This window comes from Chitinophagales bacterium (assembly GCA_019694975.1).
Taxonomy (GTDB): Bacteria; Bacteroidota; Bacteroidia; order Chitinophagales; family UBA10324; genus JACCZZ01.
Genome location: JAIBAY010000001.1, coordinates 786,406 through 802,138, shown reverse-complemented (window position 1 = coordinate 802,138; position 15,733 = coordinate 786,406). Strand labels below are relative to the sequence as shown.

At 47.5% G+C, this 15,733-nt stretch carries 11 protein-coding genes; 4 read left to right on the top strand and 7 right to left on the bottom strand.

Features of this window, described 5'->3' with window-relative positions:
- Nucleotides 1-75 precede the first annotated feature (75 nt).
- Nucleotides 76-1,158 carry a mannose-1-phosphate guanylyltransferase gene (locus tag K1X61_03100; GenBank protein MBX7107614.1) on the top strand — a complete coding sequence of 361 codons (1,083 nt, stop codon included), beginning with the start codon at nt 76-78 and terminating at the stop codon, nt 1,156-1,158.
- Nucleotides 1,159-1,221: 63 nt separating this feature from the next.
- On the opposite strand, the gene K1X61_03095 is transcribed toward K1X61_03100, so the two are convergent.
- From K1X61_03095 to K1X61_03085, 3 genes are all read right to left on the bottom strand, one after another.
- Nucleotides 1,222-2,772 carry a hypothetical protein gene (locus K1X61_03095; protein MBX7107613.1) on the bottom strand — a complete coding sequence of 517 codons (1,551 nt, stop codon included), beginning with the start codon at nt 2,770-2,772 and terminating at the stop codon, nt 1,222-1,224.
- A gap of 176 nt (nt 2,773-2,948) precedes the next feature.
- Nucleotides 2,949-3,944: a hypothetical protein gene (locus K1X61_03090; protein MBX7107612.1), complete on the bottom strand. Its 996-nt coding sequence runs from the start codon at nt 3,942-3,944 to the stop codon at nt 2,949-2,951.
- A 2-nt stretch (nt 3,945-3,946) separates the two neighbouring features.
- Nucleotides 3,947-7,075 carry an ATP-dependent helicase gene (locus K1X61_03085; protein ID MBX7107611.1) on the bottom strand — a complete coding sequence of 1,043 codons (3,129 nt, stop codon included), beginning with the start codon at nt 7,073-7,075 and terminating at the stop codon, nt 3,947-3,949.
- 298 nt (nt 7,076-7,373) lie between these two features.
- On the opposite strand from K1X61_03085, the gene K1X61_03080 reads away from it, so the two are divergent.
- Nucleotides 7,374-7,700, top strand: a complete 327-nt coding sequence (locus K1X61_03080; GenBank protein MBX7107610.1) for a metalloregulator ArsR/SmtB family transcription factor — start codon at nt 7,374-7,376, stop codon at nt 7,698-7,700.
- Nucleotides 7,697-8,200 carry an SRPBCC domain-containing protein gene (locus K1X61_03075; GenBank protein MBX7107609.1) on the top strand — a complete coding sequence of 168 codons (504 nt, stop codon included), beginning with the start codon at nt 7,697-7,699 and terminating at the stop codon, nt 8,198-8,200. Before K1X61_03080 ends, K1X61_03075 begins: the two co-directional genes overlap by 4 nt.
- 106 nt (nt 8,201-8,306) lie before the next feature.
- On the opposite strand, the gene K1X61_03070 is transcribed toward K1X61_03075, so the two are convergent.
- From K1X61_03070 to K1X61_03060, 3 genes are all read right to left on the bottom strand, one after another.
- Nucleotides 8,307-8,708: a hypothetical protein gene (locus K1X61_03070; GenBank protein MBX7107608.1), complete on the bottom strand. Its 402-nt coding sequence runs from the start codon at nt 8,706-8,708 to the stop codon at nt 8,307-8,309.
- A gap of 208 nt (nt 8,709-8,916) precedes the next feature.
- Nucleotides 8,917-9,639: an EcsC family protein gene (locus K1X61_03065; GenBank protein MBX7107607.1), complete on the bottom strand. Its 723-nt coding sequence runs from the start codon at nt 9,637-9,639 to the stop codon at nt 8,917-8,919.
- A gap of 149 nt (nt 9,640-9,788) precedes the next feature.
- Nucleotides 9,789-11,897, bottom strand: coding sequence for a T9SS type A sorting domain-containing protein (locus K1X61_03060; protein ID MBX7107606.1), 2,109 nt, complete (start codon nt 11,895-11,897; stop codon nt 9,789-9,791).
- A 760-nt stretch (nt 11,898-12,657) separates the two neighbouring features.
- Here K1X61_03060 and K1X61_03055 point away from each other — a divergent pair.
- Nucleotides 12,658-14,700 (top strand): hypothetical protein, encoded by a 2,043-nt coding sequence (locus K1X61_03055; GenBank protein ID MBX7107605.1) that lies wholly within the window; start codon nt 12,658-12,660, stop codon nt 14,698-14,700.
- Between the two features lie 62 nt (nt 14,701-14,762).
- Here the strand turns inward: K1X61_03055 and K1X61_03050 are convergent, their stop codons facing one another.
- Nucleotides 14,763-15,644: a hypothetical protein gene (locus tag K1X61_03050; protein ID MBX7107604.1), complete on the bottom strand. Its 882-nt coding sequence runs from the start codon at nt 15,642-15,644 to the stop codon at nt 14,763-14,765.
- Nucleotides 15,645-15,733 lie beyond the last annotated feature (89 nt).

Sequence of the window (15,733 nt, the reverse complement as noted above, 5' to 3'; positions counted from 1 at the left end):
GCGTTAAATATTCAAAAGCAGGTTAACACATCGGTCGATGCAGATCATCGTTCAAAATTTATTCATCATCCGGTTATGAAAAAGCACCAATTCGCAGTGATGCTGGCCGGCGGAATCGGCAGCCGGTTCTGGCCCGTGAGCAAGAGCCGGATGCCAAAGCAATTCCTCGATATCCTTGGAACCGGGCAGTCGATGATGCAAATGACCTATGATCGTTTGCTACGCAACTTTTCGCCGGACAAGATATTTGTGATTACCAATGAGTCCTATCGCGACATAGCGAAGCAGCAACTGCCCGCGCTGAATGATGAAAACCTGTTGCTGGAACCTGCCCGGAAAAATACGGCGCCTTGTATCGCCTATGCCGGTCATAAGATATTGTCTATCGATACCAATGCCTCTTTCATTATCACACCCAGCGATCACATGATCCTGCGCGAAGATCAATATGACAAGGCCGTGCAGCAGGCGATGAAGGTGGTGCAGAAGCGTGATATCATTATAACGCTGGGCATCAGGCCCACCAGGCCCGATACCGGTTACGGATACATTCAGTACATGGAAGATTCAGGTGAAGATGGTGTCTTTAAGGTTAAAACTTTCGTGGAAAAACCACCGCTGGATATCGCCACCACTTTTTACCGGAGTGGTGATTTCCTCTGGAATGCCGGAATTTTTATCTCCAATGTGCGGACACTCATGAATGCATACCACCATTACCTGCCCGAGGTGAATGATGTTTTCAAGGAAATCAAAAAAGTATATAATACTCCGGGTGAGAAAGAATTTGTTGCCAAGGCTTTCTCTATGTGCCCGAATGTGAGTATTGATACCGCTATTATGGAAAAAGCTAAGAACGTCTGCGTGATTCCCGCGCAGTTTGGCTGGAGCGATCTTGGAACGTGGGCATCGTTGTATGAACAATATGCAAAGGATTATTTGGGCAATGCTGTATCCGGCAAAAATGTGATGATTTACGATTCCACCAACTGCATGGTGATGGTGCCGGAAAAAAAGATGGTGGTCTTGCAGGGAATGGAAGATTATATCGTTGTTGACACGGAAGAGGTGCTGCTCATCTGCCGCAAAGACCAGGAGCAGGAAATCAAGCAGATTGTAGCCGATATAAAGCGCAACAAAGGCGACCGGTTCTTATAAAAGCCCGGCATATTGCTGTATGCAAACAATGACATGCAAAACTTTTCGGTTTATGCTATCAGGTTACGCTACCAAGCTGCCATGATTTTTATTGCGGTACCAGTTCAGTTCAGCGATCAGCACTAATAAAACGGCGATGTATTCAATGGCGGTAAACAATAAGTTTTCCCGGTATGGAATGGACTGATAAGTTGCATAGCTGAGTACAATCAGCAGAGACCATACAACAGGATACTTATAACCTGTAATGGCAGCGCACATCACCAATGTGGTGATGTACCACGGATGCACGGTTGTTGCCAGCAGTAAATAAATGGTAAGTGTCCACGTTATGGCGGAGAAAAAACGCTTCACGGTAGTTTCTTTTTCTCTCACCGCAAAAACCAGGATAGCTATAAAGGTAACGATGCCCAGCCATGGACCTGCCTGCTGCACGATATTATACTGCACGATTTGAAAACCGGCCCAGCGGATGAGATAGTAGATGCCTGCATTGAATTCGAAAGTCTGAAAATATAATTGCAGGCTGCTGCCCCATTGCATCAGCAGATCACGGTTGATGAAGGGAAGCAGCATGGCCAGGAATGCCGTGCCGGTGACCAGGAAATATATACTGATCTGTTGCCACTTCAGCCTTTTAATGAGCATGGGAAGAAAAATCAATGGAATAAGTTTGGTGGCAATCGCAGCGGCGCAGCTCAGTGCTGAAAAGAGCAGCCATCGCCGGCCGTTGGCTGACATATGATTCAGGATGGCGGCTTCACCGCCGGGCTGCGTCAGCGAATATTTTTGGGAAAAAAATGAAGAGGGTTCTTCGGCTGGCTTTTTTTGCCCGTTGATTTTCAGCAGAAAAAAAACAGATAACACGAGGAAGAAAATCATGATTGCTTCCGGATGAATGTTACCGGTGAGTTCAATAATCACGAGGGGATTCAACGCATAGATCAATACATTTCGCACGGGCAGGTGCAGCATGGCAAGTATTTTCGGCAACAGGAAGATGGTGCCCACCTCCGCTGCTATGCAACCAGTCCGCATCACGGTAACAGTTCCCGCGAGGTTGCCCGGAAACAGTGATGCGCTGAAACCGAACAGGAACTGGCAGACAGGAGGATAGACGGTAAAGTATGCCTGTGAATTCATGCCTTTGAACAAATGCATGAGATAGCTGGTTTGATGGCCGGCCTCCTGCATATAAACAGCCGGTAAGATGGTGTATGGGTTTTCGCCAAGATGCAGCATGTATCCATCCCAGGCGAACCGGAAATAATCATCGGATAATGCCGGCAGTGAAAAGAGAAACGCAATGCGGAAGGCGATGGCTGCGGCAATCAGCAGCGACAAATCAGATTTCCTGTTCAATAATAAAGCAGTCTGATCCGGTTGGAGGCCAGCAAAGTTATTCATTCCAGGCTGTTCAACTTTTTTCAGCAGTTGAAGATAAGCGGCGAAGAGCAGCAGGTAGCAGGAGATCAGCAGCGTGAACTGTTCACGTTCCAATCCATAACCAATATACAGGTAGCAACAGCAGGAGAGCAGTAACATACTGCCTGTAAGCAGGCTCACCGGCTTTGACCGGCTACTTGATGTAACAGGCAGCATTTTAAATAACATAATGACATTTTTTGAAGCCGGGTGTTAAAAAAAATTACTTTCAATTTGCCGGCTCTATTTTGAAGTACGCGGCTATGAAGATTTCGTCCGGTTTTCCGCTTGTGCTGCTATTGCCTGATGCTTCAAAGAAAAAAATATTCCAGAAGCATCAGCCGGGCAGCTCATTAGGTGGCTGCTTACAACGTGTAAGTTATCTCTACTTCTTCCATCATCCTGCTGCAAAGTGTTCTGGCCTGCCTTGCAATATCTTCTGAGGCACCTTCATCCTCATGCAGCAAACGGGCGGCAAAGCGGGTTGCTTCGTTTTCGTCTTTCATTTCTGTTGCCACAATGGCCTCAGACAATGCATGTAGCCGGAGGCCGCTGTCTTTCAGTGTGCCGATAGCTTGTATGACATAGCTGATTGCGTAGAAATCGGGAGCCGAAACATAAATGGCAGTCAGCGAATTTGCTGTTGCGGGCATTTTGTTAAACGGCGAATGCAGAATTTCATCGGTAAGATATTTTTCCAGTAGGGTGGCGCGATGCGGGTTTTCTTTCAGCTGGATCAAACCCTGCAGGGCCTGCGCATAAATGCTGAACCAGCGCAACTGCCGGCGGAATTCATGCACGCCCTGCTCAAGCAGGGTGAAATCAAATTTGTTGCTGCTGAAATCTTTTTTGAAATCCGACCATTCATCATTCAGGAAGTGCATGATTGCTTTGCATTCCTCCATGGGTTCCATCCAGGAAATTTTTTCGAAGTCGTGGATCAGCTGTGGCACCATGCCCGATGAAAGATCCAGCCATTGCTGTTCTTCGAGCAGCTGCTGTAATGCCTGCATTGCTGATTCGGTTTGTGTGTTGAAGTATTGCAGGAGGAGAGGAGGAAAGTTTGCTGTGGCCGAAAATTCCACTGCAAAAGCATGGTAGTAATCCACGCGTCCAAGCTGATCTTCCAGCTGCTTGATGGTTTTACGCAACTCGTTAAAAAAATTCCGGTCATGCAGCTTGCGGTGGATGCGGGCTAAAGCTTCAAGATAAAATGTGTTTTGCCTGGCCGGCGAAAGAAACAGCGCGCGTGCAGGCGACGGTGACGTTGATGCTCTTTCGAGATGCGTGGAGAGGAACCGGAGTTGGTTCAGCAACCTGGAAAGTCCATCACCCGGCTGATGTTGTAAAGATTTTTTCATAATTAGTCTTCCGTGGTGGCAACCGGCATGGCGGCGGCGGAGTAGTTGTTACGGACAAATGTGCACCACCGGCATTCTTCTTTTCCGCAACCTTCATAAAATTTATGTTCCATAATGGCGGCATACGTGGTTTTGATCTGCTCTTTTACAAAGGCTACGGCAGCCGGTGTTACTTCCAGCGGAAACTGATGGAAGGATTTGCTCTTCGGATCTTCTTCAATGAAATCAATAATGCCAGTATGCATCTTCCAGTTTTTAGCAGGAAGGTTATCCAGCAGGATTTTATAAAAGACCAGTTGCCGCCAGTAATCGCCGCCAAGCGGATGCTCCTCATCAGGAGGATTTAGTTTTTTGTTTTTCTGAGCATTCATCAAACTGCCGGTCTTATAATCTACCACTCTCACTTCCTTACCGGCAAATTCAATCTTATCCAGCTTGCCTTTCAGCGGCACGCCATCCACCGCAATATCATTCACAAAATATTCGAGTACTACAGTCCTGATCCATTTATCTGCATAGAAATTATAAAAGGAAGGCAGCAGTTGCTTCCCCAGCTCCATCCTGTTTGCAAACTGTTTCTCGGTGAACGAAAGTTTGTTGCGCAACATGTAGCCGATAAAATCATTCACCATTTCTTCTTTGGCAGGAAAAATATCATTGTTCGCTTTCATCTTCTCAAACAACCGTTGCAGTGCGTAATGCACAGCCGAACCAAATGCCATGGAGTCGTTGGCGGCATGCGGAATGCGGATAATTGTTTCATAGTAAAAGCGGACAGGGCAATCGAGATAGGCATTCAGTGTGGACGGACTGAGTGCAAAGTGTTGCAGTCTTTGTTCGACCAGCTGCTTTTCAATTTTAGCTGCCTGTGGCGGCGGCGTTGCTTTCAGTAAATCACCCAGGGTATCAACCATCACGTCTTCTGTTACCGGCATGGCAGCAGCAACAATACCGGTATCTGTCACAAACCGTGATGCCACTTTCTGCCTGCCGTTGTCATTTTGCAGGGCATAACTGATATACAATCCTTCCTTCGCACGGGTGATGCCTACATAAAAAAGCCGGCGCAGCGATTCCACTTTGTTTTCTTCGGTGGTGAAGGTAAGTGTATCGGGCAGCGCATAATTTTTTGCGCCGCTGCGCGCTTTCTCCCAATTGTTGTCGCTTGTGCCAATCAGGAATACATGCTGAAACTCCAGCCCTTTAGCCGAATGGCAGGTTGAAAACAAAACACCATCACGTGCTGCCACCGTCTTCTCCACCTCCAGCCTGATGGCATGCGTTTGCATCTGACTGATCATGTTGAGCAATGAAGTAAGTGAAAGCCCGGATTGCCGCACTGCTTCCTGCCTGACGAAATCAAACAGCGTATGCAGCACCTGCAGGTTCCATGCTTTGTCGTTGCTCATCAGCACCCATTTCAGGTAACCGCTCTCATTGATGATTTTTTCGAAGAGCATGGGCAGGGTGAGATTTTTTGCTTCACTCAGCCAATGATCCATGGTTTTCCGGAACTGCCGTATGGCATCCCTGTCTTCCAGCGGAAGGGAAGCAAGAAATTTATCCTGTTTCATCAGCAGCAGCCAGGGCTGCGGTTTTTTCTCGCTGTTGGCGAAGAAGGAAATGGTGGCGATGTCGGATGCATGCAAGCCCAGCCACCGGCTGTGCATGATTTCAAAAAGCAGAGCATCGTTGGTATAAGGCTGTCGCAGTTCCTGGTCGATGTAACGGAGGATATTAAGCAGTTGCTGCACCTCTACCAGTTCTAAAATATTCACGCTGCGGTTGACCTGGAAAGGAATGGACTTCTTTTCGAACAGCTCCAGCAACCTTTCCGCATGGGCATGCCGGTAATACAAGATCGCAATCTCCTGCAGCGGAACACCTTGCTGCTGCAGGGCGAGCACCTGTTGTGCAACACCGGCCACTTCCTGCAGGTCGTTGGCATATTCGTGTACAAACGGAACCGCCGTTACAATGCTTCTCTCCGGCAGAGCGGCCGTTAAATTCTTTGACAGCGTGGCTTTCACCGCTGCCAGCCGCAACTGATTATTGTCAATCACTTTTTTTGCCACATCCAGTATGGCCTGTGTGCTTCGGTAATTTTCTTTCAGCACGATAGTTTGCAGTGCAGCGGCATAGCGTTGCATAAAGTCCACGATATTCTGGATGCGTGCGCCCTGGAACTCATAAATGCCCTGGTCATCATCGCCTACGCAAAAGATGTTGGGTGTTGCCCAATAATTCGTCAGCAGCGTGATGATTTCATTTTGAGCGCCATTGGTGTCCTGGAATTCATCTACGAGCAAATACTGGTAACGCTCCTGGTAATTGCGCAGCAGTGTTTCGTTGCGCCTGAATTCTTCTATCACCCACAGGATCATATCGTGATAATCATATCGGCCCAGTTGTTCCATCTTCATTTTATACACCGGGAATAGCCGTGCTGCTGATTTCAGCAGTTCCATCTTTTCCGTCTCCGCCGCGATGGCATCCTTTTTCAGATCGCCTTTCTTTTTGTCTTTAGTATCGCGTTTGTAAATGTATTCATCACGCAAAGGAAGGTCGGCTATATAGCGGTCGGCGGCATCGGTGAGATGTTCCAGTGTCCAGTCTTCCTGTTTCATGGTGCTGAAAAGGTGCTGCAGCCGGCCGGCTTCAAAATATACCTCACCTTTCAGCCTTCGCAAAGGATGCGACGGTTCCAGCTCGTTGATGATTGCTTCCAGCACCGTGTAGCGTTCCAGTTCACTCAGCGGTTCGAGGTCGCGCCTGCCGAAGTATTCGATATTATCCCGTATCACGCTGTTGCAGAAAGCGTGAAAGGTTTCTATGGTGATCCGGTGCGCATCGGTACCGATAATTTTCAGCAGCCGCTTTCGCATGGCAATGGCACCGGCTTCCGTGTAGGTGAGGCAAAGAATGTTATGCGGCTGAATCTGCGCATCCTGCGTGGCCAGCATCTGCCCGATGCGTGTGGCAATGATTTGTGTTTTGCCGGTGCCGGGTCCGGCGATTACGAGCACCGGGCCTTCAATGCTTTCTACGGCAAGTCGTTGATTTTTGTTGAGGCGTTGCAGTTCCTTTTCAAACGCTTCGGAATGATGGCTGCCTGCATTGGTTTCCTGCATAAGATAAAGATACTTGATTGACAGATGGCAAACGGCATCGCTGAATGATGAAACACATTTTGCCCGGCACAAAGTAAGCAGCCCTGAACAAATGCAGGTAAGGCAGCTTTCAATGCATTGCAGCAATGCAATTCAGGGAGCTCTATTCCGGCTTAATGCTGATTAGCGGATAAGCCTCCTCCTTTAACTTCCGGTTCTGACACATCCTTCATTCATCACAAAAAAAATGAAAAATATTTTGTGCAATCATTTAGTTGCATATATTTGCAACCAGATAGTTGCTCAAAAATCAGTTACGATGAAAGTAAGACGGGACATTTACCAGGCCATTGCCGACCCGACGCGGCGGGCCATCATTACGCTCATTGCCTTGCAGGCCATGACGCCCAATGCGCTGGCGGAAAACTTTCATATCACGCGGCAGGCGATTTCAAAGCACCTGCAGATTTTGACGGAGTGTGCACTGGTGAAGCAGGAGCAACAAGGCAGGGAGATTTATTACTCGCTGGAGGTGCAGAAGCTGAAAGAGATTGATCAATGGCTCAGCCAGTTCAGAAAAATCTGGGAAACACGTTTCAATCAGTTAGACAAAGTATTATCAAACATGAAAAAACAAAAAAGATGAAAGACGATTTACTTTATGACCTATCCGTTGACAAGGCGGCAAAAACCGTAACCATTGTCAGGGAATTTGCCGCAGAACTTTCTTTGGTTTGGGATGCATTTACAAAACCGGAATTGCTGGATCAATGGTGGGCGCCGAAGCCGTGGCTGTCAAGAACCAAGGCGATGAATTTTGAAGCAGGCGGACGCAGGTTTTATGCTATGGTAAGTCCGGAAGGTGAAGAGCGCTGGGCCGTTCAGCGTTTTACCGTTATCAGTCCGCAGACCCATTATCAGTTCTTTAATGCTTTTGCAGATAAAGATGAGCATACAGAACCGGAAGGATCCGACTGGGATCTGCGTTTCAGCGAAGCCAACGGATTGACAACGGTCACGATTGCCATCTTCAATGAATCACTTGAGCGGATGGAAAGGCTGATAGAAATGGGATTCAGGGAAGGTTTTGCGATGGCCCTGCAAAACCTGGATGTGTTATTGGAGGCATTACCGCGCCGTCATTAGAAAGCGCTATCGTCAGGCAGGCAGTTCTGCTGCTGCAGGTTTATGCAAAGGCGCATAAAAAAAGCACCGTAATTCATACAGTGCCTTTCCTGAAATAAGGTAAAAATTATTGCTTGGGTGTTTCCGATTCTTTCGGAGCGATGGCAGTAGAGGTCTTGGCCGGCTTCGCGTTTTTTATCATCGAAGAAGAACGGCTGCCGCTCTTGCAACAGGATTTTGAAGGATCACCGGCGCAGGTGGCTTTCGCTTCTTTCTTGTCTGTGTCGGGCGCGCTGCCGGCATTCGCATAATTATCAGAAAGCGTGGTGGTGGAAGATGAAGCTTTCGCCTTTTCATCCAGGCATGATTTCGGACATGCTGCAGTAACGCCATGGCATTGCGGCATGGTTTCTTTGGCAACTGTTTCTTTCTGGTCGCTGGCAGCGGGTGAAGTTGCGGCTGTTTGTGCTTTTGTAACCATCACATTGGCGAACAAAGCAATGGTAAGAATTAAAAGGATTTTTTTCATTGAGGTGAAGGATTGATGATGACAGCCAAAAGTAAACTAAAATTCTGAAAGGCATAAAAAATGGCCGCGCATTCCCACATTCGACGGGCATTGCTCAAAGGAATTTATTGGAGTGCATGGTTTGCAATGGTAACTGCCGTACCTGTTTGCCATGCAATACGCCGGGTTAGTCAATGCTATGCCGGCAAGTTTTTCGAGAGGGTCGTTTTCATTTATCAGCAAACAATCGCATCCTGTAAGCATACATGGCCGTCTCGCCTAATTTGTGCAGGAGTTTGTAGTTTACCATCACGCCGACCAATGCACCGATAAAAGGAAGGAGCTGTGCCAACTTGGCAAGATCGATATAGTCGCGGTATTCCTGTTGAAAGGTTCGCCAGTCAAACTGCTGCAGGTTGCGCGGCAGATGAAGGGCATATTCATCCCAGTTATGCAATCGCTGAAAAACTTGCTGTCGCCGTTGCGGACTGCTGAACGCAAGCTGAAAGACATATAAGATGTACAGTCTCTCCCTGTAATCCTTTACATCATATCCATAGATGCTTGCAATATCAAAAAGCAGTTTCATTTTTATGGCCAGCAAAACCGGGAATTCCGCAATGCCGGCGAAAATGCCACCGAGGCCAGCTATGCCGCCTTCCGTAGCCGCTGTCTTTTTATAGAAATCAACCTGTGCCTGCACTTTCATCTCCTTTTCTTCCAGTGATGCGGCAGCAGTAAATTTCTTAGTGGTGAAACCGGCGCCGTATAAAACTACACGTACCATTTCTTTGATGGCAACAGTGAGGGTGCTGTGTACTTTTTCAGGAATAACGCTGTTCATGCTATCCTGAATTTTTTTGGCGAGTTGCCCGGCCGGCGACGGCCCTCTGGCAGTGATGCGTTGCCAGCGTTTTAATTCCTGCAGTGCTGCGGTTTCATAGGCTGTCATAAAATAAAGATACGATGGATACAACGAGAGTAATGCAGCATCACTTCGAGGTGCGGCATGCTGCCTGCAAAGTGAAACCCCTGACACGATGCAGCAACATAATGCCAGGGGTTTACACGCCTCGTCAAATATTTTTTAATGAATACGATTCACTCCACGATCAGTTTTTGATTCATTGTTCCATCCATGGTTGTCATCCGCACAAAGTAGATGCCTTGAGATAAAGTCGCAGTGTTGATTTGAAAGGCATGATCTCCAGCTGCAAGTGTTTTATCAATGACAGTTTGCACCTGTTTTCCGTTCACATCAAAAATCTGCAAAGTAATCCGTGATGCATCCGGCAGGTTGAAATGAAGGGTCGTATTGCCTGAAGCAGGATTGGGATAAATCTCTAATGAAAAAGGAGTTACCAGGCTTTCCTTCAGTGCTCCGGTGATAAAGAAATTCTTTTTAGACCAGTCGGAAAGCACATCCGGATTTTTAACGCACCTGCTTTTTACCTGCCATGCGTATTCAGTGCTTGCATCTAATCCGGTAACTTCAACTGTGTTAGTACCCTCTACTTTAATGGTAGTCCAGGTATCGGTTTTCTTCTGCTTGAATTGAACTTTATAGCTGATGGCATTGGCAGCTGCGCTCCAACTCAGCAGTGCCGAAGCAGGTGTAACACTGACTATGCTGAGATTTACCGGCGCTGCACAGATGCAGTTTTCATCGATGAGACCGTCACAGTTCTCATCAATATTATTGTAGCAAATATCGAATACCATCGGATGGATGTCAGGATCCGCATCGTTACAATCCGTTCCGTCAGTAATGTAACCCGGTGGTAAGATGCAATCCGGGGAAAAGAAGTTATTGTCAGGATCACCATAACCGTCGTTATCGGCATCCACATACACGGTCCAGCCGCTGCAGGCAAGCGGTTCCAGTTTCACCACCCAGTAATCGGCAGCGCCCTGCCCGGCTTCCGTCTTATCGCCCGTCAAGCCCGAATCGGAAAATCCTGCAAGAATATATCCGCCGTCACTGCATTGCCGGATTGCATGCAAGATATCGTAGAATCCGCTGCCACCAAGCGTCTTCTGCCATATAATGGTACCGGTACTGTTGATTTTAACCACCCAGTAGTCGTAGCCACCGCGGGAAGGTTCGTTCTTGTCACCGGAGATGCCTGAAAGCGATTCACCGCCTATAATGTAACCTCCATCGTTGGTCAACGCAACATCATTTAAATATTCGACATGACTGCCACCAATGGTTCTGTCCCATTCTATAATACCGCCGGCGCTCAGTTTAATCACCCAGTAATCGGTTTCTCCTTTGCAATCTTCCGTCTTATCTTTTAATCCGGCAGAGTTGGAATAACCGCCAATTATGTATCCTTCATCCGGTGTCTGATGAATGCTTTTTGGTGCTTCAGTTTGATTGCTTCCGATGGTATTTTCCCAAACAATGGAACCTGCACTATCCAGTTTCACCACCCAGAAATCGGTACCGCCTATTTTGGCCTCGGTTTTATCTCCTGATACCGGTGACCAGGACTGGCCGCCGATGATATATCCATCGTCAGTTGTTTGTTCAATGGCAAACAGGTAGTCACGCCGGTTTCCGCCAATAGTATTTTGCCATTGCAGAACACCCTTGCTGTCGGTTTTAATCACCCAGTAATCAGTTTGACCTGAAGCAGGTTCCGTCTTAATGCCTGAAATACCGGAGCCTGATGTTCCACCGAGTATGAATCCGCTGTCGGCGGTGGAGGCAAGGGAAGTTAACCAATCAGCTCCTTTACCGCCATAAGACTGTTGCCATTCAATATCACCGAGGTTATCCAGTTTAACCAGCCAGTAATCAGCATCGCCGTAAGCAGTAGTCGTTTTATTACCGGTATTGCCTGAATAAGAATAGCCGGCCAGCAGGTATCCGCCATCCGGTGTTTGCAATACCTTGTTGAGTTGGTCATCCAGGTCGCCACCATACGAACGTTCCCAGGTGACAGCACCGCTTGCATCGAGCTTCACCACCCAATAATCATATCTGCCATAGCCTGGTTCGGTTTTATCGGCTGATGCGCCGAAGTAGGACTTTCCTCCGAGCAGGTATCCTCCGTCGGTAGTTTGTATCACGTCATACAGTTCGTCAATATAACTTCCGCCAATCGTATTTTGCCATTGAATGGGAGGAGCGGAAATCTGTGCTGTTGCTGTCAAAGACCATATACCCGGCACAAGCATGAATAGAAAAATTGATTTTTTCATAGGACAATAGATTTAAAAACATGGTTAAATAATCCGGTCAATTCTCACCGGTAACTAGGTACATCTCACGAAGTAGCTGACTTTGCGAAATCCCACATACCTCCGGAAAGAAATGCCGCTTTGCTCTTTTTACTTTTTATATGCGTATTCTTTCATATTTAATCCGCCAAAATTACATTCACCATGCTGTTAAAAACATGACAGATATCATTCAGATGATGCGTTAAAAGAATTTGTTGCCGCTGCGCTGATGTGCGCATTGTGGCAGTTAAGATGTTTCTGTGATACAAACGTGATTGTTTGGGGTGATATCCGTTATAATTCAGTTTGCAGATGCAGGATGCAGCAACCGGCCATCAGTGGTTGAGAAGACCTGTTTAGTCAGTCGTAAAATATGCCATGGCTTAGCGGCGCGTGAAGAAGTTTACGGTCATTATGCCGGCCAAACATGCCACGTAATTGTTGCGGCCGCATCTTATTTTGTGAGAGATGTTTTAATAGCAACTAAAAAGCTTCCGGAAAGGCAGTTGTGGCTTTTATATATAAAAATTTAAATAATTTGGAGATCTTTAGAAATGCTTTCATTGGAAGCTATCTCAAAATACCCGGAGTCATCCTGTACCGATTGATAGGGATCAGCATCTCTTCCATTCATTGACAGCTGCCGAAATAAATCCGGCATGACCGCATTGATTGCCTGTTTTGCGATAGCTTCTGGTTTCTCATACCGTAAACTGATAATAGATTTAACCCTGCACTTATGCATCATCTTCACCACATCAAAATGGCTGCCTGCCTTATCACCATCTGTTGTTGTCTGCTGTTATCCGCTTCACCGGCAAATGCGTACACCGTTACGCAGATAAAAGCCACCTATAAAAACGGGCAGGTTTTCATCACCTGGAAAAATCCTTCCGCAACCTCGTTGAAATACCGCCTCTACCAGGCCACGAAGCCATTTACCAGCAAGAAACAAATCAAGAACACAGCCTATGTTGGTTATGTTCGTGATAACAGCAGTAAGAACGGGCACAAATCACTCTTCTATAATCAAAGCATCTATTACACAATTGATCCGTTGGCAGGTGCGCTCACTGCCGCTGACGGATTGTATGTGACCACCTGCACCACCACCAAGAAGTATTACTATGCGGTGATTGTAGAAAATACCCTTACCGGCATTGCGGATACGCTGCTTACTGCAGGGCAGAACACTACTACTGTGGCAGTTAAAAATAAGCTGGCAGCGCCACAACCTGTGCTGCAGCAATCTGTTCCGGCCAACGGCGATGTGTGTTATGAATATGTGATCTGGGGAAATAACCTTTCCGCCGTACTGCAACCGGCTTTCAATAATTCGGGATCCTACGGATATAATTTCACCTTCATCGCGCATGCCACGGGCACCGGCGGCCTGATGGTGTATTACCGCGACAATGATCCTTTCACACCGTTCACTCCCAGCAATTGCACCAACTGCAACATGCTGCTGCTCGATGACTGGCTGCCTAACGGCGAAAACACGTATTGGTATGGCTTTCACGAAAACTATGATATGTATGGAACCGGCAACCCCGTACAGCATACAGGGATCGTAAAGTCTTTTACCCAAACACGTGTGAAGTGGACGCTCGATTGGGTGATTGCCAACAAAAATATTGATGCGCACCGTGTGTATGCGCATGGTACTTCGCACAATGGATTCGGGCCATTGGTGAGCGGTGCGATGTATCCGGGTTTATTTGCAGCAGTATGGGTGTCCGTTGCGCCTCCTTTTGTACGGGCCTTTCCCGGCACCTGGCGCGAACAGCAATGGGGCGGCTATTATGATTCGCTGATGACGGATGTTCCCGACCCTAATGACGGCCTGCCACTGATGATCTGGGATTTGTTTGACATGCGTGTGATGTTCCGTATCAATAAATCCGTTGGCGTGCCTTACATGGGTGGCGTACATGGTAAAAACGACGGCACGCTTGGATGGGTGGAATACTATTACTGGTATGATTCACTGGAAGTAGGCCGTCAGGGTGGCGTTTGGTATTGGGATCAGCGCAATCATAACGGGAACAATAAAAATTTCACTGATTCTGAAGCATTCATCAACTACGACCGGTTTTATAACAACCGTTCTTACCCTGCATTTTCTTTCTGTTCCATCAATCAGAACTGGGGAAACGGCACACCAACGTCCGGTGCACCGTATGGGGCATGGAACGGATATCTTGATTGGGAAGATGCATCCATCACCGATCAGCCATCTTACTATAGCATTAAGTGCAAGATCAGGGATATGTATGCAAGCGGTGTATTGATGACACAGTATAATAGCTGTACAACAGATGTTACCCTGCGGCGCCTGCAGCAGTTTCATGCATTGCCAGGGCAATTGATTGACTGGACAGTGAAGGATAATAACGGTAATATCCTGAACAGCGGCACTATCAGCTATGATGGTTCACCTGTAACATTGCATAATATCACCATCCTGCGGGAAGGATCAACCGTTGCCCTGCAGGTGCAGCAATTGATGAAACAGGAACAGTTGCCGCGTCAGTTAAAAACCGATCCGGTAATTACCATTGAAAAATCAGGAGATGGATATACAGCACATGTTACCGTCAACATGGCAACTGTTGTAACACTGCAACTCTGCGATCCGCTCGGGCGTATCGAATGGCAAAAGGCAATGCAGTTGCAGGAAGGAACCACCCTCATACCACTGCATGGCACGGCCGGCGTGAAACTGATTAATATTTATGATGGAGCATCTCACTTCAGCAGGAAGTTGTTGTTTGAATAGCAGTATGACTGAACGCCTGACCATTTCTTTGTTCCGGTTTCCTTAAGAAATAGTTGGAGTAATTACCATGCTTCGCTGATCAGCCATCGCAATCCGGCATATGCCGGCGGACAAAAGTCTGCCGCTGTTTTTTCCTGCAGGAGGAATTGATCCAATGCCTGCTTGTTATACGGAACACACAGCAGCGATGCGACATCCGGCGGCCGGTCTTCCGCAGGCCATTCCCTGTTTCTTGCAAGCAAGGTTGACGCATCCATGCGAAGCCTCACAATGCCCACCAAATCGGGTTTGCGCGGAAATGATTCGAGGTCTTCTGCAAGGCCGTAATATCTGAATGAGTCTGCATCAGCTTCTTCCGGCGCAACCAGCAATTCATCAGCCATTTCTTCCAGCTGATGTTCAATGATATTGAATTGAGCATCGTGCGGGTTTCCGCCCTGCCCATACAAACGTCCGGGATAAACACCGGTGGTTTGTCCGCGTTGGGTAAGCACCAGCATGTTGTCGGTGGTAATAGCGAAAGTGCAGACAGCAAGTGGTGGCCGCAAGTCAAGGCCATGCAAACCTGATTGCGTGAGAAAAGCGGCATCATTCAGTGCAGCAATGAATGGATATGGAATATCACTTACGGTAAGCAGTACCTGCCCGTTGATGATCGTTGCATCGCGCAACGTAACCGCAGTGCCCGGCCACATGACGGGTTTTTCATGCACATATAAAGTTGCAAGGGCTCCGTGTGCTGTATCGCTTTTTATGACGGAGATGATACCAGCCTTCTGCAATGCGGATTGTTTTTCTTTCAGTTGCTGTGTCCAATAGTCCTTCAGTGGCGCGAATGCTGTCGGCGGAATGGTAAATGGCTCAGGCCGGATGGTGATATTGGCAGCCGTCACCGGATGTTTGAAATCGAGGAGTATACGGCTTGTTATATCAGGTGAATTCACGGTTTGTTTTGATTGGGCTCATGAGGTGGAAATATAGATCATCCGGCTCAATAAGCGCAGAGAAAGGTGAAGGCCTTTCGCTACGTTGG